A 22,860-nucleotide genomic window follows, 5' to 3' on the forward strand; every position below is an offset into this window, starting at 1 on the left:
AAGCGGCGCACAGATAAATTTGCAGGTTGTAGCGCGAGGCTCGTAACCGCATTTCTTAGGAGTATTCATGAAAATTCTGGTCACCGGCGCGAGCGGCTTCATTGGCGGACGCTTTGCGCGTTTCGCCCTGGAGCAAGGCCTGGATGTGCGGGTCAATGGTCGCCGGGCCGAGAGTGTGGAACACCTGGTGCGTCGCGGTGCACAGTTTGTCCAAGGGGATCTGAGCGACCCGTTGCTGGCCCGCGATTTGTGCCTGGATGTCGAGGCCGTGGTGCATTGCGCCGGCTCCGTGGGGCTCTGGGGCCGCTACCAGGATTTCCACCAGGGCAATGTCCAGGTCACGGAAAATGTCGTCGAGGCCTGCCTCAAGCAAAGGGTTCGCCGCCTGGTTCATCTGTCCTCGCCGTCCATCTATTTCGACGGTCGTGACCACCTCGGGTTGACCGAAGAGCAAGTGCCCAAGCGCTTCAAGCACCCTTACGCCGCCACCAAATACCTGGCTGAGCAGAAAGTCTTCGGCGCCCAGGAGTTCGGCCTCGAAGTGCTGGCCCTGCGCCCGCGCTTCGTGACTGGCGCCGGTGACATGAGCATTTTTCCGCGCCTGTTGAAAATGCAGCGCAAGGGGCGCCTGGCGATTGTCGGCAACGGGCTGAACAAAGTGGATTTCACCAGCGTGCAAAACCTCAACGAAGCGCTACTCAGCAGCCTGCTGGCTACCGACTCAGCGTTGGGCAAGGCCTACAACATCAGCAATGGGGCACCGGTTCCGCTGTGGGATGTGGTCAATTATGTGATGCGCCAGATGGAAGTCCCACAGGTCCGGCGTTATCGTTCCTACGGCTTGGCTTACAGTGTCGCGGCGCTGAACGAAGGTTTCTGCAAATTGTGGCCGGGGCGCCCCGAACCGACGCTGTCGCGCCTGGGCATGCAGGTCATGAACAAAAACTTCACCTTGGACATCAGCCGGGCCCGGCATTATCTCGATTACGATCCGCAGGTCAGCCTGTGGGCCGCCCTCGATGAATTTTGTGCCTGGTGGAAGGGGCAGTGGCCTGTATGACTAGTTCTGTTAGCTCAACTTCGGCGCCATACAGGCCACCGAACGCCCGCTGATCGCCCCGTCATGAACCGAGTGCCAGGTTCGGGGTCAATCGGTGCGGCGGGTGAGGGGGTTATACTCACCGCAATAAGCCATCACCGGTTTCCCAAAGGTTGAACCATGCCCATGCGTAACGATGCCAACGACGACTTCGATGATGTACCGAGCCTGCGGATGCGGGCCGACATTCCCGATGACGATGATTTCCTGCCCAACCGCCAGCCTCACGTGCAAGCGCGCCCGGTGCCCGTTGCCGCGGCCAAGGTCAAGGGGCCCAGCACCGGGCCGCTGTGGGCATTGGTCGGCGCGCTGCTGTGTGCGTTCGGTTTCCTGGCCTGGTGGAGCTTCCAGCAGATTTCCCTGATGGAGCAGCAACTGGTGGCGACTCAGGAGAGCTTCGCGCGGATCAGTGAGGATGCGGCGGGGCGTTTGCAGGACATTTCCGGCAAGGTGGTCGCTGGCCAGTCCAATGTGATGAGCGACAGTGAGGCCTTGAAGCTGCAGCTCAAGCAGTTGGAAAGCAAGCTGCAGGATCAGGGCAAGCAATTCGACAGCAAGTTGCAGGAGCAATACAGACTGCAGCAAGCCACGTTCGGTCCGTCCGCCGACCTGGACAAGGAACTGGCCCAGCTCATTGCCCAGGCCACTGAACAGCAGAACACCAACACTCAGTTGCAAGCTTCCAACAAGGAGCTCCAAGCCCAGGTCAAGACGCTGGCGGCTGAAGTTACCGCCCTGAAAAACCAAGGCGAGGGTGGTGCCCTGGATGCCCAGCTCAAGAGCATCGGTGCCGACATCACCGCCCTGAAAAGAGCCACCTCCAATTCTGCCATCGATCGCCTGGAGCAGGACGTGCTCGTACTCAAGAGCCAGCAGGATAAGGGCAGCAGCACTGCCGAGTTCGACGCCTTCCGCGGCCAGGTCACCCGTAACATCAACACCCTGCAGGCGCAGATCCAGCATTTGCAGCAGCAACTTAGCGCTCGGCAATAAGCCTGAGTGCACCTGATGTTCGGCCCGCGCCTACCCCTGTAGGAGCTGCCGAAGGCTGCGATCTTTTGATCTTTCGCTCAAGACTCAATTGTCTGGGAAAAGATCGCAGCCTCGTTGCACTCGTCAGCTCCTACTTACCCCACGCCGTCTACGCTCTTGAAACACCAACAAGAACGAGGCGCGCGCATATGGTTTTTTTTCACAGGATGGTCTGGCTGGGCGCAATGCTTGTGCTGGGGCTGGCACCGGTTCATGCCGCGACACCGGATGACGGCCAGGCGGCCCGGGCGCTGCTGGAAAAGGCCTTGGCCTATTACCACGACAACGGCGACAAAGCCTTCGCCGCCTTCAGTCGCCAGGGGGAATTCGTCGACAAGGATCGCTACGTATTCGTGGTGGATACCCAGGGTGTGATGCTCGCCAGCGGCGGGCCTTCCTCGGCGCTGATCGGGCGGGATGTTTCAGAAGTGCTGGGCCCGGACCTGCGCAAAGCCTTCAAGGACGCCTTGAAAACGCCCGAGGCCAGCGGCATCCAGCAGGCCGAATACCGCTGGCAGAACTGGGCGGACGGCAAGGTCGAGCGCAAGCATGTGTATTTCCAGCGCGTCGGCGAGCGAATCCTGGCTGTCGGCTACTACCTGCCACGGGCCTCCGCCGAACAGGCCAGGGCGTTGCTGGACAAGGCCTCCAGCGACCTGCTGAAAAACGAGAAAGCCACGCTGACGGCGATCAATTCCCTCAAGGGCGGGTATTTGCAGGATGACTTGTATGTCTTTGTCGTTGACCTCGATACCCGACGGTATGTCGGCCACGGCACCAACCTGCGCTTGATCAATACCGATTTCGCCAAGGTCAAGGACCCCGATGGCAAGCCGGTGGGGGAACCGATTCTGGCCATGATCGGCAAGCAGGATGTGGGGGAGTATGAATATCGCTGGAAGAACCCGGTGACTGGCAAGGTCGAGGACAAGCATGCTTACCTGAAGAAGGTTGGGCATTTTCTGGTGGCGGTGGGGTATTACAGTCCTTGAGGGGGGGCGTTTGGGGTGTATATCCGTTACCGCAGCAACGGATATACACCCGATAAAACCACCACAGCGGGGACCCATATCGGGACCCCCGCCAAACTCAGCCCGCTACCAACACCCGAATCGCCTCCAAACGCAACGCCGCCTTCTCAAGCATCGCCAGGCCTTGCTCGCGCTGTTGGCGCAAGGCCACCAGTTCGCTGTCGCGTACGGTCGGGTTGACCGCTTGCAGGGCGGTCAGGCGGGCCAGTTCCTCGTCGGTATCGGCGGCCAGGCGCCGCTGGGCTTCGGCCACGCGTTCGGCGTGCCGCGGGGCGATCTTTTCTTCGCCGGCATTGATCCTTGGCGTGAGCTGGTCGCGCTGGGCCTGGATGAACTTGTTGGCGCTGGCGCGGGGCACGCTTTCGAGCTGGTCGTTCAAGGTTTCGAACGAGACCCGGGCGGCCAGGTCGTTGCCGTTGGCGTCCAGCAGGCAGCGCAGGGCGGCCGGCGGCAGGTAGCGGCCCAGTTGCAGCGAGCGCGGGGCCACCACTTCGCTGACGTAGAGCAGTTCCAGCAACACGGTGCCGGGCTTGAGGGCCTTGTTCTTGATCAGCGCCACGGCGGTGTTGCCCATGGAGCCGGACAGCACCAGGTCCATACCGCCTTGCACCATCGGGTGCTCCCAGGTGATGAACTGCATGTCTTCGCGCGACAGCGCCTGGTTGCGGTCGTAGGTGATGGTCACGCCTTCGTCGTCGCCCAGCGGGAAGCTGGCGTCGAGCATTTTTTCGCTCGGCTTGAGGATCAGCGCGTTTTCCGAATGGTCCTCGCTGTCGATCCCAAAGGCGTCGAACAGGGTTTCCATGTAGATCGGCAGGGCAAACTGATCGTCTTGTTCGAGAATGGCTTCCACCAGTGCATCGCCTTCACCGGCGCCGCCGGAGTTGAGCTCCAGCAAACGGTCGCGACCGGTGTGCAGCTCGGCCTCCAGTCGCTCGCGTTCGGCGCGGGCCTCGTCGATCAGCGCTTGCCACTGGCCATCGTCGGCTTCTTCCAGCAATGGCAGCAGGCGCGGGCCGAACTGGTGTTGCAGGGCGTTGCCGGTCGGGCAGGTATTGAGGAATGCATTCAAGGCTTCGTGATACCACTGGAACAGCCGCGCCTGCGGGCTGGTTTCCAGATACGGCGCATGCAGCTCGATGGTGTGCTTCTGGCCGATCCGGTCCAGACGACCGATACGTTGCTCGAGCAGGTCCGGATGCGCCGGCAGATCGAACAGCACCAGGTGATGGGCGAACTGGAAGTTGCGACCCTCGCTGCCGATTTCCGAACAGATCAGTACCTGGGCACCAAACTCTTCGTCGGCGAAATAGGCCGCCGCGCGGTCGCGCTCCAGGATATTCATGCCTTCGTGGAACACCGTGGCCGGGATGCCGGAGCGCACGCGCAGGGCGTCTTCCAGGTCCATGGCGGTTTCGGCGTGGGCACAGATCACCAGCACTTTGGTGCGCTTGAGCATCTTCAGGGTGTCGATCAGCCACTCGACCCGCGGGTCGAAACGCCACCAGCGTTCTTCTTCGCTGGCGTCCGGCTGGGCCTGGAAGCTGACTTCCGGGTACAGCTCGGGGTGATCGCCCAAGGGCAGCTCGAGGTACTCGTCCGGGCACGGCAGCGGGTAAGCATGCAGCTTGCGCTCGGGGAAGCCCTGCACAGCGGCGCGGGTGTTGCGAAACAGCACGCGGCCGGTGCCGTGGCGGTCCAGCAGTTCGCGCACCAGGCGGGCACTGGCTTCGACATCGCCATCATTGACCGCGGTCAGCAGCGCTTCGCCTTCATTGCCCAGGAAGCCTTGGATGGTCTTGTGGGCCTCAGGCGAGAGACGGCCTTTGTCCAACAGCTCCTGCACGGCTTCGGCCACCGGGCGATAGTTTTCGCTCTCGGCGCGGAAGGCCTTGAGGTCGTGGAAGCGATTTGGGTCCAGAAGGCGCAGGCGAGCGAAGTGGCTGTCCTGGCCCAGTTGTTCCGGGGTCGCGGTCAGCAGCAGCACGCCCGGGATCGTCTCGGCGAGTTGTTCGACCAGGGCGTATTGCGGGCTGACCTGATCTTCGTGCCACACCAGGTGATGGGCCTCGTCGACCACCATCAGGTCCCAGCCAGCGGCGAACAGCGCGTCCTGGGCCTTCTCATCGTCCACCAGCCACTCCAGCGCCACCAGGGCCAGTTGAGTGTCTTCAAACGGGTTGCTGGCATCGCTTTCAATGAAGCGTTCTTCGTCGAACAGCGCGACCTGCAGGTTGAAGCGCCGACGCATTTCCACCAGCCACTGGTGCTGGAGGTTTTCCGGCACCAGGATCAGGACGCGGTTGGCGCGGCCGGACAGCAGTTGACGGTGGATGACCAGGCCGGCTTCGATGGTCTTGCCCAGGCCCACTTCGTCCGCCAGCAATACCCGCGGCGCGATGCGGTCGGCCACTTCACGGGCAATGTGCAATTGGTGGGCGATAGGCTGGGCACGGACGCCGCCCAGGCCCCAAAGCGAAGACTGCAACTGGCGGCTGGTGTGTTCCAGGGTGTGGTAGCGCAGGGAGAACCAGGCCAGCGGGTCGATCTGGCCGGCGAACAGACGGTCGCTCGCCAGGCGGAACTGGATAAAGTTCGACAGTTGGGTTTCGGGCAGGGTGACGACTTCGTTCTGCCCGTTGAGGCCGTGGTAGACCAGCAGCCCATCGACGTCATCGACTTCGCGCACGGTCATTTTCCAGCCTTCGAAGTGAGTGATCACATCGCCCGGCGAAAACCGTACACGAGTGAGCGGCGCATTCCGTAGCGCGTACTGGCGAGTGTCGCCAGTGGCCGGATAGAGCACGGTCAACAAGCGGCCGTCCTGTGCCAGAACGGTGCCTAAACCCAGCTCGGCTTCGCTGTCACTGATCCAGCGTTGCCCCGGTTGATACTGCTGCGCCATGCTGCCTGACTCCCGCCTTGAAAAAGCCGGTTATCTTAACGGAAGGATCCTTCAGACCAAAGGATTTACGTACGCTGATTCGTTACCGACGACAGGGAACTTAAGCTTGGCCAGCGATCAAACAAGCTCGACCCTGGGATTGTTGCAATGCCAACTGGGTCACAAGTTTCGGACCGGCGGTTCAAGCTGCCATTTTCCCAGCCGACAACCTGAAGACAGGAGATCTTTATGTTGCCACCCATGCTCCCTTTGAGCGCCGTACCCATCACCGCTCAACAGGATCCGGTTCGCCAACGACCGGACATACCGCCCGTGGTCCCGGTGCAGCAAAGCTCCAACGAAAGCACCATCGACCTGCAAAAACGCGACCCGGAAGAGGCCGCGCTGCTGTTGCGCGAGGAACAGCGTCGCCAGCAGGAACGCGACAGGCGCCGCCGCGAGGCCGATGAAGACCCTGAAGAACACCTGGCCGTGCCGGGTACCGAACTCAATGCCGACAATACTGTGCCGGTGGCGCCGCTGATAGACGAAGAGTCGCGCCAGGGTCTGTGGGTCGATATCCAGATCTGATTCAGGCGTTTGCCGACGTACGCAGGCTGGTCAACGCCGCCAACAGCCCGCATCATGGGCGCATCCGCAATTCACTGCACGATGCCCACACGCCATGAGCCAAGACGACAAGCTGATCGACCTCAGTGCCGAGCGCGCCAAGCGCGTTCACGACCTCAACGAAAAACGCCTCAATGAAGTCCGCCAGGCTTTCGAGCAGGCCATGCCGTTGGGAAAAACCAAGAAAAAGCCGAAAAACAAACCGAAAAAGCGCTAAGCCCCCCTCGATCCATTGATGCAGATCAGTTATTTCCCCACCTTTGCGCCCCGTTGCGGGCGTTATTGACCCCGGTCAATTTTCATCCAGGCCTGATTGGTTAACTTGAACCCATCGCAACAGGGGCAAGACCAGGAGGCCAGTCATGTTTTTCGATAATGTGGTGTTTGCCGGAGTGCTGACGGTTGGCCTCATGGTCGTATTTTTCGCAGGCTTTGGATTCTTCATCTGGAAAGACGCACATAAGCGGAAAAAACCGTAGGTCTTTCTGGCTACAACGAGCACGCAAGGCATTTTGGGCGACTTCGGTCGCCCTTTTTTTTGCGCGCGTTTCTGAGGCAGCGCTCCCACAAGTTGTTCAGTGTTGGCATAAAAAAGGTGCGAACCGCAAGGATCGCACCTTTTTTCTAAGCCGTTGGTATCAACTGCCCAGGGCCTTGGACGCCAGCCAGAACAGCCCGGCCGACAGCGCCACCGTTGCCGGCAGGGTCAACACCCAGGCCAGCAGGATATTGCGCACGGTGCCACCTTGCAGGCCGCTCTTGTTAGCGACCATGGTGCCAGCCACGCCCGAGGACAGTACGTGGGTGGTGGAAACCGGCAGGCTGAAGATGTTCGCCATGCCGATCATGCACGCAGTGGTGATCTGCGCCGACATACCCTGGGCATAGGTCATGCCTTGCTTGCCGATCTTCTCGCCGATGGTCAGTACCACACGCTTCCAGCCGACCATGGTACCCAGGCCCAGCGCCAGGGCGACCGCCAGGATCACCCAGAACGGGGCGTACTCGGTGGTGGCGGTCAGGTCCTTGCGCAGCTTGTTCAGGTCGTCTTTCTCACGGGCTGCCAGGCCCGGCAACTTGCCAACTTTCTTCGCCGTGTCGTCCAGGCAGAGCAGGTAGCGACGAACCTCGATGCGTCGTTCCGACGGCAACGAATGGTAGTCCGCCACGCCTTTGAGCGTGTCGAGCAGGGCATTGATGGTCGGCTCGGTCTGCTGCGGGTTGCAGCGGAATTTCTCCGGCAGATCGCCCTTCACGCTTTTGCCCAGCGCCAGGTATTCACCCAGGGACTCGTTGTTGCGTTGATAGAACTGGCTCAGGTGCAGGGTCGCGTCACGGGTCCGTTCGATCTGATAGGTGGTGCTGCCCAGGTCGAGTACGAACTGCGCCGGCACGATACCGATCAGCACCAGCATGATCAGGCCGATACCTTTCTGACCATCGTTGGAACCATGGACAAAGCTGACAGCCATGGCCGAGATCACCAGTACCAGGCGATTCCAGAACGGCGGATGCTTCTTGTCGTCGATCTTGCGGCGCTGTTCCGGTGTCTTGTGCATCTTCGACAGCGGACGCCACCATTTCAAGCCGATCAGCAGCAGGGCGGCGATCAGGAAACCGGCCATGGGCGAGAACACCAGGGAGGCGCCGATATCGATCGCCTTCTGCCAGTTCACGCCGTCGGCCAGCGGGATATCGTTGATCAACGCGTTGGCCAGGCCTACGCCGAGGATCGAGCCGATCAATGTGTGGGAGCTGGATGCCGGGATACCGAAGTACCACGTGCCCAGGTTCCAGGTAATGGCCGCTGCGAGCAGCGAAAACACCATGGCCAGCCCGTGTCCGGTATTCACATTGATCAGCAGCTCCACGGGCAGCAGGTGAACGATGGCATACGCCACCCCCACACCGCCCAGTAGCACGCCGAGGAAATTGAACACCCCGGAAAAGAACACCGCCAGATGAGGCGGCATGGCTTTGGTGTAGATAACAGTGGCAACCGCGTTAGCGGTGTCATGAAAGCCGTTGATGAACTCGAAGGCGAGGACAAAAGCCAGGGCGAGCAAGAGGCTCACAAGCACCCAAGCATCCAGTCCGCTGAATAAATCGATCATGAAGGTTTTCTGACCCGGTCATAAGGGGGCGCGATTATGCCAGAAAACCTTGGCAATCGATGCATTGCCTGCTCATCGGTAACATTCTTCAACGAAATAATTTGTAGGAAGGCCTTTGGCGCGAGGTTTTTCGCGGGGTACGTAACCCCTTGATTCATTGGCGCAAAGCGTACCGCACAGGGTCGCCGCCGCTGTAAGGCGCCTTGAGCGGTTGTATGAAATATCTGAAAAGAAGGTCGCCATGACCCTCCTCGACTGTCGGAGGTGTGCGGATGGCGGCCCGCTCATGGCGGGCGTGCGCTGCGGTTTCCGGCCTGGGTGGCGGCCGGAGACCTCTTCACAAGAACATCAGGCCCAGAGCGTCACTGCTCTTCGGCTTTGAGTTCTTTTTCCATTTTCTGGAGTTCCTGGGTGAAGGCCTGATCCTGAACGGTGGCGCGCTTACGCCAGGGTTTGCGTTCCGGTTCAGGTTGCGCGGCGTAGGTGGTGATTTCCCCGCCGTAAACTTCCTTGTAACGTTGTTCCTGGCGCTCAAGTTCCGCGCGCAGTTCGTCTTTCGTCACAGTTTTACCTAATTAATTGAAATTGAATCTGGTGATACGCACTGCATGCAGACATGCAGACGGCCACGGCACCAGAGCTGACAGCTGACGTAGCATCAGGGCTTCGTGTTGTTGCCAATACAGGGGAAGCGACCTTAAAGGTGCTTCGGGCGCCACGGTGTTAACCAAGGTGCCTGCGTACGGGAGCGGACGATTGGCCGTACCGTCGCTGAATTGCATTATAGCGGTCCTGCGGAATAACACTATCGGGAAAAACTTAAAGGGCCTGTTGTTGTGTGAATTGATGTTTATATGTGCAAACTTGTGTCAAGCAGGTTTCAGAAGAGGTTTGATAGTGCCGATATCCTGATACCGTTCAAGGCGACAAGTTCAATATCGCCCACACCTTCACCTCAAATTGCTTGTCACTCACGTTCAACTTGTTATCGAACGTTCGATGGTGAGTAAATTCATGCTGCCCGGCAGGATTGCGATTATCGGTTGCTGGTTCGATAATCGAACGCTGTTGACGGTCCGACCCTTGTCTGTCGTCGGACAGCCGCTTGTAATAGCCGTCATTCCCGGGGAAGGACCAGACATGAACGACCAATTGCGCAATGCCTTCACTTCAGTCGCGCCACCGATCGTCGCTTCGCCGGCCAAGCGGATCCAGGCCCTGACCGGCGATCCTGATTTCATGACCTCCCTGGCCCGCGGATTGGCCGTGGTCCAGGCTTTCCAGGAGCGCAAGCGGCACCTGACCATCGCGCAGATCAGCCATCGCACGGAAATCCCTCGCGCCGCCGTCAGACGTTGCCTGCATACCTTGATCAAGCTTGGCTACGCCACCACGGACGGACGCACCTATTCGCTGCTGCCCAAAGTACTGACCCTGGGTCACGCCTATCTGTCCTCGACGCCCCTGGCCGTTTCTGCCCAGCCGTACCTGGACCGCATGAGCGAACAATTGCACGAAGCCTGCAACATGGCGACGCTCGAAGGCGACGACATCCTCTATATCGCCCGGTCAGCCACCACCCAGCGCCTGATTTCGGTCGATCTGTCGGTCGGCGGGCGCCTGCCGGCGTATTGCACCTCGATGGGCAGGATTCTCCTGGCGGCCCTGGATGATGCTTCGTTGCGCGACTACCTTGACCATGCCGACCTGCAAGCCAAGACCAGCCGCACCTTGCACACCCCCGCGGCATTGCTTGAATGCCTGGAGCAGGTGCGGCAGCAAGGCTGGTGCATCGTCGACCAGGAACTGGAACAGGGCCTGCGGTCGATTGCCGTGCCGGTGTACGACGCTTCCGGCCAGGTGGTGGCCGCGCTCAACGTCAGTACCCATGCCGGGCGAGTCAGCCGCAATGAGCTGGAACAGCGCTTCCTGCCAGGCCTGCTGGGGGCCAGTCGCGACCTGAGCGCGCAGTTGTTCACTTAAGCTGTTCGATAAACGCACACAGTCGACGGCGATGAATTGACGGTATTTGCCTGCCCTCATTAATGTCGCGCAGCGTCATCCGGCGTGTTTCGCCGGTCCCTGATCGTTTGCCTGCGTTTATCGCTTGGAATAAAAATAAAATGAACCAGCCCCAGACCTCCGTCGGCAACTGCCTCGATGTGCAGTCCTTCATCAACGCCCAACCCATTTCGCGCTATCAGTGGCGGGTGGTAATTCTCTGTTTCCTGATCGTTTTCCTCGACGGCCTCGATACGGCGGCCATGGGCTTCATTGCCCCGGCGCTGTCCCAGGACTGGGGCATCGATCGCGCCAGCCTTGGCCCGGTGATGAGTGCCGCGCTGATCGGCATGGTATTCGGCGCACTGGGCTCAGGGCCGCTGGCTGACCGCTTCGGGCGAAAAGTCGTACTGGTGGGCGCGGTCCTGCTGTTCGGCGCGTTCAGCCTGGCGTCGGCCTACAGCACCAACGTCGATCAGTTGTTGGTATTGCGTTTCCTGACCGGCCTGGGTTTGGGCGCCGGGATGCCAAACGCCACCACCTTGCTCTCGGAATACACCCCGGAGCGCAAGAAATCCCTGCTGGTAACCAGTATGTTCTGCGGCTTCAACCTGGGCATGGCTGGCGGCGGGTTCATCTCCGCCAAGCTGATACCGGCGTTCGGCTGGCACAGCCTGCTGCTGATTGGCGGGATCCTGCCGTTGATCCTGGCGGTGGTATTGCTGTTCTGGCTGCCGGAGTCGGCGCGTTACCTGGTGGTACGCAACCGCGGCACCGATAAGGTGCGCAAGACCTTGGCGCCGATCGAACCGAACGCGGTTGCCCAAGCGGCGAGCTTCAGTGTGCCGGAACAGAAAACCGTGAAAGCCCGGAACGTGCTGGCGGTGATTTTCTCCGGCACCTACAGCACAGGCACCTTGCTGCTGTGGCTGACCTATTTCATGGGCCTGGTGATCGTCTACCTGCTGACCAGTTGGCTGCCGACCCTGATGCGCGACAGCGGCGCGAGCATGGAACGGGCAGCGTTTATCGGTGCGTTGTTCCAGTTCGGCGGCGTGTTGAGCGCTGTTGGGGTGGGTTGGGCGATGGACCGGTTCAATCCGCACAAGGTCATCGGCCTTTTCTACCTGATGGCCGGGTTGTTTGCCTACGCGGTGGGGCAGAGCCTGGGCAACATCACTTTGCTTGCCACCCTGGTGCTGGTGGCCGGCATGTGTGTCAACGGCGCGCAATCGGCGATGCCTTCCCTGGCCGCGCGTTTCTACCCGACCCAGGGCCGGGCCACCGGTGTCTCGTGGATGCTGGGCATTGGTCGCTTCGGCGCGATCCTCGGCGCCTGGATGGGCGCAACCCTATTGGGCCTGGGCTGGAACTTCGAACAGGTCCTGACCGCCCTGGTGATCCCGGCAGCCCTGGCGACCACGGCGGTGGTGATCAAGGGCATGGTCAGCCATGCGGATGCGACCTGAGCCCACGGCATAACCCTTGTGGGAAGACAGATCTGAGGGCAAGCCCGGCTCCCACAGGGGCCTCTCCCATAGGGTCTCTGTGTACTTGAATAAATCGATAGCCAAACAACAATCTGTTCGATAAACGAACACTCAGTCGATTATCGGATTGTTTGGCTTTTCCCCCAGGCTTAATCTTCAGTCACTCCGGCGCTTAACCTCGCGCCTTTTTCTTCATGTCGGTCTACTGGAAAACGGGAGCCTGCCCCATGGCTGAAATCCTTTCGCTGCACGACGCGGTGAAGCAATTCGTCAACGACGGCGATACCGTCGCGCTCGAAGGCTTCACTCACCTGATTCCTACGGCGGCGGGTCATGAAATCATTCGTCAGGGAAAGAAAGATCTGACCCTGGTGCGCATGACACCTGACCTGATCTATGACCAGTTGATCGGCGCCGGTTGTGCTCGCAAGTTGATTTTCTCCTGGGGTGGTAACCCTGGCGTAGGATCGTTGCACCGCTTGCGCGATGCCGTGGAGAAACAATGGCCGCACCCGCTGGAGATCGAAGAACACAGCCACGCCGACCTGGCCAACGCCTACGTCGCTGGCGCCTCCGGCCTGCCGTTCGCGGTGCTGCGGGCCTACGCCGGTTCCGACCTGCCGAAGGTCAACCCGCTGATCAAGAGTGTGACCTGTCCCTTCACCGGTGAAGTATTGGCCGCTGTGCCTTCGGTGCGCCCGGACATCACGGTGATCCACGCCCAGAAAGCCGACCGCAAGGGCAACGTGCTGCTGTGGGGCATCCTCGGTGTGCAGAAGGAAGCGGCCCTGGCCGCCAAGCGTTGCATCGTCACTGTGGAAGAAATCGTTGACGACCTGAACGCACCGATGAACGCCTGCGTGTTGCCGACCTGGGCATTGAGCGCCGTGTGCCTGGTACCGGGTGGCGCCCATCCGTCCTACGCCCACGGCTACACCGAGCGTGACAACCGTTTCTACCAGGCGTGGGATCCGATCGCCCGGGACCGTGAGACCTTTACCGCATGGATCAACGAATACATCCATGGCACTAAAGACTTCAGTGAATTCCAGGCCAGACTGGCAGCCGCTTCGCAGGTGAAACCATGACCTACTCCACCAACGAAATGATGACCGTCGCCGCGGCGCGTCGCTTGAAAAACAATGCCGTGTGCTTCGTCGGCATTGGCCTGCCGTCGAAAGCGGCCAACCTGGCGCGGCTGACTTCGTCGCCAGACGTGGTGCTGATCTACGAATCCGGCCCGATCGGTGCCAAGCCCAGCGTACTGCCGCTGTCCATCGGCGATGGTGAACTGGCGGAAACCGCCGATACTGTCGTACCGACCGGTGAGATTTTTCGCTACTGGCTGCAGGGCGGACGCATCGACGTCGGTTTCCTCGGCGCAGCCCAGGTCGACCGTTTCGGCAACATCAACACCACGGTGGTGGGCGACTACCATCAGCCGAAAGTCCGCCTGCCGGGTGCCGGTGGCGCGCCGGAAATCGCCGGCTCGGCCAAGAGCGTGTTGATCATCCTCAAGCAGTCGGCTCGCTCGTTTGTCGACAAGCTGGATTTCATCACTTCGGTCGGCCACGGTGAAGGTGGCGATTCGCGCAAGCGCCTGGGCCTGCCGGGCGCCGGTCCCGTGGGCATCATCACCGACCTGTGCATCATGGAACCGGAAGCCGGCACCCATGAGTTCGTGGTTACTGCGTTGCACCCCGGCGTGACCCGTGAGCAAGTCATTGCGGCCACCGGGTGGGCGATCCGTTTCGCCGACCAGGTGCAAACCACCGCCGAGCCGACCGAGGTGGAGCTGCGCGCACTGCGTGACCTGGAAGCTCGTACCGCGGCGGCCCACGGCCAAGCACCGGGAGAAGCCTGATGCGCGACGTTTATATCTGTGATGCGATTCGAACCCCTATCGGTCGGTTTGGCGGCGGTTTGTCCGCCGTGCGTGCCGATGACTTGGCGGCCGTGCCGATCAAGGCGCTGATGGAGCGCAACCCCTCGGTGGATTGGAATGCCGTGGATGAGGTGTTCCTCGGCTGCGCCAACCAGGCCGGCGAAGACAACCGCAATGTGGCGCGCATGGCGCTGCTGCTGGCGGGCCTGCCGGAAAGCATTCCCGGCGTGACCCTCAACCGCCTTTGCGCCTCGGGCATGGACGCCATCGGCACGGCGTTCCGCGCGATCGCCAGCGGCGAAATGGAACTGGCGATTGCCGGTGGGGTGGAGTCGATGTCCCGTGCGCCGTTCGTGATGGGCAAGGCCGACACCGCGTTCTCCCGCAACATGAAGCTGGAAGACACCACCATCGGCTGGCGTTTCATCAACCCGTTGATGAAAGCCCAGTACGGTGTGGACGCGATGCCGCAGACCGCTGATAACGTGGCTGATGACTACGCCGTGTCCCGCGCCGACCAGGACGCTTTCGCCTTGCGCAGCCAACAGCGCACGGCAGCGGCCCAGGCGGCAGGTTTTTTCTCCGAAGAAATCGTGCCGGTGCGCATCACCCATAAAAAAGGCGAAACCGTGGTCGAGCAGGACGAACATCCGCGCGCCGACACCACGCTGGAAACCTTGAGCAAACTCAAACCGATCAACGGCCCGGACAAGACCGTTACTGCCGGCAACGCCTCGGGTGTCAACGATGGCGCGGCGGCGTTGATCCTGGCGTCGGCCGAAGCCGTGAAAAAACATGGCCTGACACCCCGCGGCAAAGTGCTGGGCATGGCCAGTGCCGGCGTGGCACCGCGGGTGATGGGCGTCGGCCCGGTACCAGCGGTGCGCAAGCTCACTGAACGCCTGGGCCTGGCGGTCGCGGATTTCGATGTGATCGAACTCAATGAAGCGTTTGCCAGCCAGGGCCTGGCGGTGTTGCGCGACCTCGGTCTGGCGGACGATGCGCCCCAGGTCAACCCGAACGGCGGTGCCATCGCCCTCGGTCATCCCCTGGGCATGAGCGGGGCGCGTCTGGTGCTGACGGCGTTGCACCACCTGGAAAAGACCGGCGGCAAAAAAGGCCTGGCGACCATGTGCGTCGGCGTCGGCCAAGGGCTGGCGCTGGCGATCGAACGCGTCTGACGCGTCGTTCTACTAATAAGAAACCGAGGAACGCTGCATGACTGACAAGCCTGGTTATCGTCGCCCCCAAGCGGGCACCCAGCCGGAGTATCTGCACCCGCCGTACCAGTCCACCAACCTGCGCTCGCCGTCCAAGCCGTTGGTGTTTCTACCGCATTCGCTGTCGGAAATTACCGGCCCGATTGTCGGTGCCGACCGTGTGCAAGAGAAGGACCACGACCTGACCGCCCAGCATGCCGGCGAGCCGCTGGGGGAACGGATCATCATTCACGGGCGCGTGCTGGACGAGCATGGCCAGCCGGTGCCGGGCATCCTGGTGGAGATCTGGCAGGCCAACGCCGCCGGTCGCTACAACCATGACCGCGACAACCACGACGCGCCGCTGGACCCGAACTTCACCGGCACCGGGCGCACCGTCACCGACGCCGACGGCTGGTATCAGTTCCAGACCATCAAGCCTGGCGCCTATCCGTGGGGTAATCACCACAACGCCTGGCGCCCGGCGCACATCCATTTCTCACTGTTCGGGCCGAGCATTCTGACGCGCCTGGTGACGCAGATGTATTTTCCTGGCGATCCGTTGCTGGAATACGACCCGATCTACAACTGCGTGCCGGACACCCGCGCCAAGGAACGTCTGATCGCTCGTTTCGACCTGGAAAAAACCGTCCCTCACTACGCCCTCGGTTACCGCTGGGACATCGTCTTGCGCGGCCGCGATGCCACGCCGATGGAGAAATAAGATGACGCTCACCGCCACCACGTCCCACACCGTTGGCCCTTACTACCACATCGGCCTGACCTGGCTGAACCGCGAAGACCTGACCGTCACCGAAACCCTCGGCCAGCGCGTGGCGATTACCGGGCAGGTAGTCGACGGCAATGGCCAGTTCGTCAACGACGCGATGCTGGAAGTCTGGCAGGCCAACGCCGCCGGTAAATACGCTCACCCGGAAGACGACCAGGACAAACCCCTGGACCCGCATTTCGAAGGCTTCGGCCGGGTGCCGGTGGATGCCGAAGGGCGCTTCCGATTCACCACTATCAAGCCGGGCACTGTGCCAGGGTTGAAGGGGACGACCCAGGCACCGCACTTGGTGGTACTGGTGTTTGCCCGCGGGCTGGTCAAGCATTTGCTGACGCGCATCTACTTCGACGGCGAACAGGCCAACGAAACCGACCCGCTGCTGGCCTGCGTACCTGAGGAGCGTCGCGCCACGATCGTAAGCAAGCCCGATGCGTCGGGTGTGTATCAGTGGAACGTGGTCTTGCAGGGCACGGATGCCGAGACGGTGTTCTTCGATTATTGAGTGAAACCCTGTGGCGAGGGAGCTTGCTCCCGCTGGCTTTGTAGGAGCTGGCGAAGCCTGCGATCTTTTGATCTTTCACTTGAAACTCAAGTGTCTGGGGCAAGATCGCAGCCTCGCTTCGCTCGGCAGCTCCTACGGGAGCAAGGCTTGCCCGCGAAAGCGTCAGTCCAGGCAATGCAATATTGTGGAACGTGGGTGTTACAAAGTGTGTCTAGAGTTGTTCAGTCCCCAACAAGTGAGTAACCCATGACCATCCCAATCAGTCACTACACCGGTGAAGAACGCAGCAAGCGTATCTTCGCCATCGTCGGTGCCTCATCCGGCAATCTGGTCGAATGGTTCGACTTCTACGTCTATGCGTTCTGCGCGATTTATTTTGCGCCGGCGTTCTTCCCGTCGGACAACCCCACGGTGCAACTGGTCAACACCGCGGGTGTGTTCGCCGCCGGGTTCCTGATGCGGCCCATCGGCGGCTGGATTTTCGGCCGGGTGGCGGACCGTCACGGGCGCAAGAATTCGATGATGATCTCGGTGCTGATGATGTGCTTCGGCTCGTTGCTCATCGCCTGCCTGCCCACCTACAAGGACATCGGCGTCTGGGCGCCGCTGTTGCTGTTGCTCGCGCGCTTGTTGCAGGGCCTGTCGGTGGGTGGCGAATACGGCACCACCGCCACCTACATGAGCGAAGTCGCCTTGAAGGGCCAACGCGGCTTCTTCGCTTCGTTCCAGTACGTGACGCTGATCGGTGGGCAACTGCTGGCGGTGTCGCTGGTGGTAATACTGCAACAGTTCCTCAACGAAGACGAACTGCGCGCCTACGGCTGGCGGATTCCTTTCGTGGTGGGTGCGGTGGCGGCGTTGATTTCCCTGCTCCTGCGGCGCTCCCTGAAGGAAACCAGCAGCAAGGAAATGCGCGAGAACAAGGACGCCGGCAGCATCGCGGCGCTGTTTCGCAATCACAAGGCCGCGTTCATCACCGTGCTGGGCTACACCGCCGGTGGTTCGCTGATTTTCTACACCTTCACCACCTACATGCAGAAATACCTGGTGAACACTGCCGGTCTGCACGCCAAGACCGCCAGCTACATCATGACCGGCGCGCTGTTCCTCTATATGTGCATGCAGCCGCTGTTCGGCATGCTGGCGGACAAGATTGGCCGGCGTAATTCCATGCTCTGGTTCGGTGGCCTGGGGGCGTTGTGCACGGTGCCGATCCTGTTGACCCTCAAAAGCATCAGCAGCCCGTTCCTGGCGTTTGTCCTGATTACGTTGGCGCTGGCGATCGTCAGTTTCTATACCTCCATCAGCGGCCTGGTGAAAGCGGAAATGTTTCCACCTGAAGTGCGGGCACTGGGAGTAGGGTTGGCTTACGCGGTGGCCAATGCGATTTTTGGCGGCTCGGCCGAGTACGTTGCCTTGAGCCTGAAGGCCCAGGGTATGGAGAACACCTTTTACTGGTATGTCACGGTGATGATGGTGGTGGCGTTCCTGTTCAGCCTGCGCCTGCCCAAGCAGCCGGCGTATTTGCACCACGACCTTTAAGGCTTGTTTGATTCATTGTGGCCAGCGATTGCACCGCCGGGCCCTGTAGGAGCTGGCGGAGCCTGCGATCTTTTGATCTTTTGATCTTTCGCTTGAGACTCAAGTGGATGGGGAAAGATCGCAGCCTCGTTGCACTCGACAGCTCCTACACAGCTCCTACACAGCTCCTACACAGCTTCTGCGGGGGTAAAAGCCAGCAGGAGCTATCTCTGGCCACAAAGGTATCCATTTTCCGAAGGATTGTTTATGAGCGAACGACCGGGCAATCAGCTGTTCGATGCCTACTTCACGGCCCGCGACATGCGCGAGGTGTTCTGCGATGCTGGGCGGGTCCAGGCCATGCTGGATGTCGAGGCCGCGCTGGCCCGGGCCGAGGCGCGGGTAGGGGTGATCCCCCAGGACGTGGTGGCGTCGATCGAGAACGCTTGCCGCGCCCAGCTGTACGATTTTTCCGCGTTGAGCGAAGCGATTGCCAGTGCCGGTAATTCGGCGATCCCGTTGGTCAAGGCACTGGGCAAGCGCATCGCCACCGAGCGCGCCGAGGCTGAGCGCTATGTGCACCTGGGGGCAACCAGCCAGGACGTGATGGACAGCGGGCTGGTGCTGCAACTGCGCCAGGCATTGGGCTTGATCGAGGCGGAGCTGGCGCAACTGGCCGGCACCCTGGCCCGACAAGCCGAACGCTACGCAGCCACGCCTTTGGCCGGACGCACCTGGCTGCAGCACGCCACGCCGGTGACCCTGGGCATGAAAATCGCCGGTTGGCTTGGGGCGATCACCCGCAGTCGCCAACGCTTGCGAGAACTCAAGCCCCGCTTGCTGGTGCTGCAATTCGGCGGTGCCTCCGGGACGCTCGCCGCCTTGGGCGATCAGGCGCTGCCGGTCGCCGAAGCCCTGGCCGCCGAGCTGCAACTGAACCTGCCGGAACAGCCGTGGCACACCCAGCGCGATCGCTTGGTGGAGTTCGGTGCGGTGCTGGGTTTGATCGCCGGCAGCCTCGGCAAGCTGGGCCGCGACATCAGCCTGTTGATGCAGACCGAGGCCGGCGAAGCGTTCGAGCCGTCGGCGCCGGGCAAGGGCGGTTCGTCGACCATGCCGCACAAGCGCAACCCGGTGGGCGCGGCGGTGCTGATCGGCGCGGCGACGCGAGTGCCTGGCTTGTTGTCGACGCTGTTCAGCGCCATGCCCCAGGAACATGAGCGCAGCCTGGGCCTGTGGCACGCCGAATGGGAGACCCTGCCGGAGATCTGCTGCCTGGTATCGGGTGCCTTGCAACAGGCGCGGCTGCTGGCCGAAGGCCTGGAAGTGGACGCGGCGCGCATGGCCCGCAACCTGGAACTGACCCAGGGGCTGGTGCTGGCCGAAGCGGTGAGCATCGTCCTGGCCCAGCGTGTCGGGCGCGACACGGCGCACCATCTGCTGGAGCAATGCTGCAAGCGCGCGGTGGCCGAGCAACGGCATTTGCGGGATGTGTTGGGGGACGAACCCCAAGTCACCGCGCAGCTATCCGCGACCGAGCTTGATCATCTGCTCGACCCGGCGCACTACCTCGGACAAGCCCAGACCTGGGTCGCCCGGGCCGTGGCCGAACACCTTGCCTTGAACGCCTGAAAGGAGATTGTTGTGGGATTCGTCAAACTCGCCGAAGGCGATCTGAACTATCGTTTTGATGGGCCGCAAGACGCCCCGGTGTTGGTGCTCTCCAATTCCCTGGGCACCGACCTGCACATGTGGGACGCACAGGTCGCGGCCTTCAGCGAACACTTTCGCGTGTTGCGCTTCGACACGCGCGGCCATGGCCAGTCGCTGGTCACCGAAGGGCCGTACAGCATCGAACAACTGGGCCGCGATGTATTGTCGATGCTGGATCAGTTGAACCTGGACAAGGTGCATTTCTGTGGCTTGTCCATGGGCGGGTTGATCGGCCAGTGGCTGGGGATCAATGCCGGCGAGCGCCTGCACAAACTGGTGGTGTGCAACACCGCCGCCAAGATCGGCGACCCGTCGGTGTGGAACCCGCGCATCGAAACCGTGCTGCGTGACGGCAAGGCGGCGATGGTGGCGTTGCGTGATGCCTCGATTGCCCGTTGGTTTACCCCCGACTTTGCCGAGGCCCAGCCTGCGACGGCAAAAAAAATCACCGACATGCTCGCCGCCACGTCGCCTCAGGGTTATGCCGCCAACTGTGCGGCGGTGCGTGATGCCGATTTCCGCGAGCAATTGTCGTCGATTCGCGTACCGCTGCTGGTGATCGCCGGCACCGAGGATGCTGTGACGCCGCCGTCCGGTGGGCACTTTATCCAAGAGCGGGTCGCTGGGGCCGAGTACGCCGATTTCTACGCCGCGCACCTGTCCAACGTCCAGGCCGGCGCCGCGTTCAGCGCGCGGGTACTGGATTTCCTGCTTGATTCTGGCCGTGCCTGAGGAGTTTTTTGTGGACGAGAAACAACGTTACGACGAAGGCATGCAAGTACGCCGCGCGGTGCTGGGCGATGCCCATGTTGACCGCAGCCTCAATGCCCTGACCGAGTTCAACAGCGAGTTCCAGGAGATGATCACCCGCCACGCCTGGGGCGACATCTGGACCCGCCCGGGCCTGCCGCGTCATACCCGCAGCCTGATCACCCTCGCCATGCTGATCGGTATGAACCGCAACGAAGAACTCAAACTGCACCTGCGCGCCGCCGCCAACAACGGCGTGAGCCGCAGCGAGATCAAGGAAGTGATCATGCAGAGCGCCATCTACTGCGGCATCCCGGCGGCCAACGCCACCTTCCACCTGGCCGAGTCGGTATGGGATGAGCTGGGTGTCGAATCGCGGGCTTAAGAACCACCGCTAATCCCCTACGGGAATCAATACTGTGGGAGCAAAGCTTGCTCGCGATGCAATGCCACACTCACCAGAAATGCCACTGACCCACCGCCATCGCGAGCAAGCTTTGCTCCCACACTGGATCTTCAGTGAGCACAGATTCCCTGTGGGGAGCCTGCTCGCGATGACGGTGGTACAGCCTCCCTCCATGTTGATTTTTACAGCAGGCTGATCGGATAGCTGACGATCAACCGGTTCTCATCGAACTCATTGGTGCTGTAATCCCGACGCATCGTCGAGTTGCGCCATTTCACATTGAGGCTCTTCAGCGCACCGCTCTGCACGGTATAGGCCAACTCACTTTCGCGGCCCCATTCCTTGCCGTCATCAACCGTAGCGGTGTGCACGTTGTCGCCGCTGATGTAGCGGTTCATCAACGTCAGGCCCGGCACGCCGACGGCGGCGAAGTTGAAGTCGTGGCGCACTTGCCAGGATTTTTCCTGGGCGTTGTCGTAGCTGGAGTTGTAGCTGTCGTTGGCCAGGGTGCCGCCGCTGGTGCCGTTGACGCGCATCCAGGCGTCGTCGCCGCTGAGTTTTTGCAGGCCGACGTAGAAGGTGTTGCCGCCGTATTTGGCCGAGAGCATGGCGAACGCGGTTTTGTTGTCCAGGTCGCCGGCCAGGGCGCTGCCGTCTTCCTTGCCGATGAAGTAGCCGAGGTTGGCACCCAGGGTCCAGTCACCGATGGGCTGGCTGTGGGTCAGGTTGAAATATTTTTGCTGGTAGATGTCGGACAGTTCCGAGTACCAGACGCCGACCTGGGTGCGTTTGTCGTTGAAGGCATATTCGCCGCCGCCGAAGTTGAAACGGTCGGAGGTGAACGCGCCGCGGCCGTTCATCGACATGTCTTCCATGCTCGCGTCGTTGCGCGGGCTGTTGGCGCGGAACTGGCCGCCGTAGAGGCTCAGGCCGTTGATTTCAGTGGAGGTCACCTGGCCGCCACGGAAGGTCTGCGGCAGGGAACGGCCATCGTCGGAACGCAGGATCGGCAGCACCGGCATCCATTCACCGACCTTCAGTTCGGTTTTCGATACCTTGGCCTTGAGGGCCACGCCCAGGCGGCCGAAGTCGTCGGCGGGGCGACCGTCGTCATGAACCGGCAACAAGGCAGTGTTCGCAGTGCCACGGCCGCCGTCGAGCTTGACCGAGTACATCCCCAGCACGTCCATGCCGAAACCGACCGTGCCTTGGGTGAAACCGGACTTGGCGTCGAGAATGAAGCTCTGGGTCCATTCCTCGGCTTTGCCCTGGGCGTTGTTCGGGTTGGTGAAGTTGCGGTTGATGTAGAAGTTGCGCAGGTTGAGATTGACCTTGGCGTCCTCGACAAACCCCGATTCCGCGGCCAGGACGGGCAGGGCGGTGCTGGTCAGGGCGACGGCGATGAGGCTGGGGAGAAGGTGCTGTGTGGGCTTCATGGGCGTTGTCTCTATTTTTTGTGGACGAAGCGAGTTGTTGCCGCATTTTTGAGGTGCAGGCGGTAAGGGTGGACCTGGGTCGTCAGGGCGATTGGGGATCAGCCGGGTGAGGCGGGGCGTCGGGGCATGGCGTCGAACCTGTTGTTATTGGTTTTGTGCGAGCGATGGTGAAGGGCTGCACGGGATCGGTTCAATTGGCGTTTGCGGGTTTTGGGCGATTATCGAACGGCAAAACGATCGATTGGATGGACGCATTCCACTGTGGGAGCTTGCTCGCGATGGCGGCCTGTCAGCCTTGGCTGAGTACATATCCATTGCTGCGGTAACGGCTACTTAGGGTTCCGCTCTTACAGCGGCTCACTTTTGAGAAGCGCAAA

Annotated in this window: 21 protein-coding genes; 17 read left to right on the forward strand and 4 right to left on the reverse strand. The window is 61.3% G+C overall.

From position 1 onward, the window contains the following. Positions 1 to 67: 67 nt before the first annotated feature. From GFU70_RS06565 to GFU70_RS06575, 3 genes are all read left to right on the forward strand, one after another. Complete coding sequence (locus GFU70_RS06565) at positions 68 to 1,060, forward strand: NAD-dependent epimerase/dehydratase family protein (protein WP_058545712.1); 993 nt, start codon at positions 68 to 70, stop codon at positions 1,058 to 1,060. 159 nt (positions 1,061 to 1,219) lie between these two features. Further along, the gene (locus tag GFU70_RS06570) at positions 1,220 to 2,092 is read left to right on the forward strand and encodes an ATPase (protein ID WP_153387757.1); all 873 of its coding nucleotides are present in this window, start codon (positions 1,220 to 1,222) and stop codon (positions 2,090 to 2,092) included. A gap of 188 nt (positions 2,093 to 2,280) precedes the next feature. Continuing rightward, a complete protein-coding gene (locus GFU70_RS06575; RefSeq protein ID WP_058545710.1) occupies positions 2,281 to 3,123 on the forward strand; it encodes a cache domain-containing protein in 843 nt (280 codons plus the stop codon). 97 nt (positions 3,124 to 3,220) lie between these two features. Here GFU70_RS06575 and rapA read toward each other — a convergent pair whose 3' ends face one another. Then, positions 3,221 to 6,067, reverse strand: coding sequence for an RNA polymerase-associated protein RapA (gene rapA / locus GFU70_RS06580; RefSeq protein ID WP_058545709.1), 2,847 nt, complete (start codon positions 6,065 to 6,067; stop codon positions 3,221 to 3,223). 228 nt (positions 6,068 to 6,295) lie between these two features. Here rapA and GFU70_RS06585 point away from each other — a divergent pair, with 228 nt between their 5' ends. The 3 genes from GFU70_RS06585 to ccoM all read left to right on the forward strand — a co-directional run bounded on the left by GFU70_RS06585 (position 6,296) and on the right by ccoM (position 7,155). Next, positions 6,296 to 6,637: a hypothetical protein gene (locus tag GFU70_RS06585; RefSeq protein WP_058545708.1), complete on the forward strand. Its 342-nt coding sequence runs from the start codon at positions 6,296 to 6,298 to the stop codon at positions 6,635 to 6,637. A 94-nt stretch (positions 6,638 to 6,731) separates the two neighbouring features. Continuing rightward, on the forward strand, positions 6,732 to 6,893 hold the full coding sequence (locus GFU70_RS06590) for a hypothetical protein (RefSeq protein WP_165826045.1): 162 nt from the start codon (positions 6,732 to 6,734) through the stop codon (positions 6,891 to 6,893). A gap of 145 nt (positions 6,894 to 7,038) precedes the next feature. Then, positions 7,039 to 7,155, forward strand: a complete 117-nt coding sequence (gene ccoM, locus GFU70_RS28925; protein ID WP_058545707.1) for a cytochrome c oxidase subunit CcoM — start codon at positions 7,039 to 7,041, stop codon at positions 7,153 to 7,155. A gap of 159 nt (positions 7,156 to 7,314) precedes the next feature. Here the strand turns inward: ccoM and GFU70_RS06595 are convergent, their stop codons facing one another. Next, complete coding sequence (locus GFU70_RS06595; protein WP_058545706.1) at positions 7,315 to 8,790, reverse strand: inorganic phosphate transporter; 1,476 nt, start codon at positions 8,788 to 8,790, stop codon at positions 7,315 to 7,317. 362 nt (positions 8,791 to 9,152) lie between these two features. Then, positions 9,153 to 9,353, reverse strand: coding sequence for a hypothetical protein (locus GFU70_RS06600; RefSeq protein WP_003198635.1), 201 nt, complete (start codon positions 9,351 to 9,353; stop codon positions 9,153 to 9,155). A gap of 577 nt (positions 9,354 to 9,930) precedes the next feature. Between GFU70_RS06600 and pcaR the strand changes: the two genes are divergently transcribed. The 11 genes from pcaR (at position 9,931) to pcaC (ending at position 21,026) form a co-directional block, all read left to right on the forward strand. Then, a complete protein-coding gene (pcaR, locus tag GFU70_RS06605) occupies positions 9,931 to 10,773 on the forward strand; it encodes a pca regulon transcriptional regulator PcaR (RefSeq protein ID WP_116643015.1) in 843 nt (280 codons plus the stop codon). A gap of 140 nt (positions 10,774 to 10,913) precedes the next feature. After that, positions 10,914 to 12,260 (forward strand): MFS transporter, encoded by a 1,347-nt coding sequence (locus GFU70_RS06610; protein WP_058545705.1) that lies wholly within the window; start codon positions 10,914 to 10,916, stop codon positions 12,258 to 12,260. A 248-nt stretch (positions 12,261 to 12,508) separates the two neighbouring features. Continuing rightward, a complete protein-coding gene (locus tag GFU70_RS06615) occupies positions 12,509 to 13,369 on the forward strand; it encodes a CoA transferase subunit A (protein ID WP_003198638.1) in 861 nt (286 codons plus the stop codon). Beyond that, the gene (locus GFU70_RS06620; RefSeq protein ID WP_053178376.1) at positions 13,366 to 14,145 is read left to right on the forward strand and encodes a CoA-transferase subunit beta; all 780 of its coding nucleotides are present in this window, start codon (positions 13,366 to 13,368) and stop codon (positions 14,143 to 14,145) included. Before GFU70_RS06615 ends, GFU70_RS06620 begins: the two co-directional genes overlap by 4 nt. Next, a complete protein-coding gene (gene pcaF / locus GFU70_RS06625) occupies positions 14,142 to 15,347 on the forward strand; it encodes a 3-oxoadipyl-CoA thiolase (RefSeq protein WP_193034300.1) in 1,206 nt (401 codons plus the stop codon). The genes GFU70_RS06620 and pcaF overlap by 4 nt, the downstream gene beginning before the upstream one ends. Before the next feature lie 37 nt (positions 15,348 to 15,384). After that, positions 15,385 to 16,089: a protocatechuate 3,4-dioxygenase subunit beta gene (gene pcaH, locus GFU70_RS06630; RefSeq protein WP_153387759.1), complete on the forward strand. Its 705-nt coding sequence runs from the start codon at positions 15,385 to 15,387 to the stop codon at positions 16,087 to 16,089. A 1-nt stretch (position 16,090) separates the two neighbouring features. Further along, positions 16,091 to 16,657 (forward strand): protocatechuate 3,4-dioxygenase subunit alpha, encoded by a 567-nt coding sequence (gene pcaG / locus GFU70_RS06635; protein ID WP_058545702.1) that lies wholly within the window; start codon positions 16,091 to 16,093, stop codon positions 16,655 to 16,657. 246 nt (positions 16,658 to 16,903) lie between these two features. After that, positions 16,904 to 18,199, forward strand: a complete 1,296-nt coding sequence (locus tag GFU70_RS06640; RefSeq protein ID WP_058545701.1) for an MFS family transporter — start codon at positions 16,904 to 16,906, stop codon at positions 18,197 to 18,199. 246 nt (positions 18,200 to 18,445) lie between these two features. Further along, complete coding sequence (locus GFU70_RS06645) at positions 18,446 to 19,810, forward strand: 3-carboxy-cis,cis-muconate cycloisomerase (RefSeq protein WP_058545700.1); 1,365 nt, start codon at positions 18,446 to 18,448, stop codon at positions 19,808 to 19,810. A 12-nt stretch (positions 19,811 to 19,822) separates the two neighbouring features. Further along, complete coding sequence (gene pcaD, locus GFU70_RS06650; protein WP_153387760.1) at positions 19,823 to 20,623, forward strand: 3-oxoadipate enol-lactonase; 801 nt, start codon at positions 19,823 to 19,825, stop codon at positions 20,621 to 20,623. 10 nt (positions 20,624 to 20,633) lie between these two features. Continuing rightward, complete coding sequence (gene pcaC, locus GFU70_RS06655) at positions 20,634 to 21,026, forward strand: 4-carboxymuconolactone decarboxylase (protein ID WP_025212299.1); 393 nt, start codon at positions 20,634 to 20,636, stop codon at positions 21,024 to 21,026. A 203-nt stretch (positions 21,027 to 21,229) separates the two neighbouring features. Here the strand turns inward: pcaC and GFU70_RS06660 are convergent, their stop codons facing one another. After that, positions 21,230 to 22,483 carry an OprD family porin gene (locus GFU70_RS06660; RefSeq protein ID WP_116643011.1) on the reverse strand — a complete coding sequence of 418 codons (1,254 nt, stop codon included), beginning with the start codon at positions 22,481 to 22,483 and terminating at the stop codon, positions 21,230 to 21,232. Between the last annotated feature and the right edge of the window lie 377 nt (positions 22,484 to 22,860).

The sequence above is a fragment of the Pseudomonas brassicacearum genome (genome assembly GCF_009601685.2).
Classification (GTDB): domain Bacteria; phylum Pseudomonadota; class Gammaproteobacteria; order Pseudomonadales; family Pseudomonadaceae; genus Aquipseudomonas; species Aquipseudomonas kilonensis_B.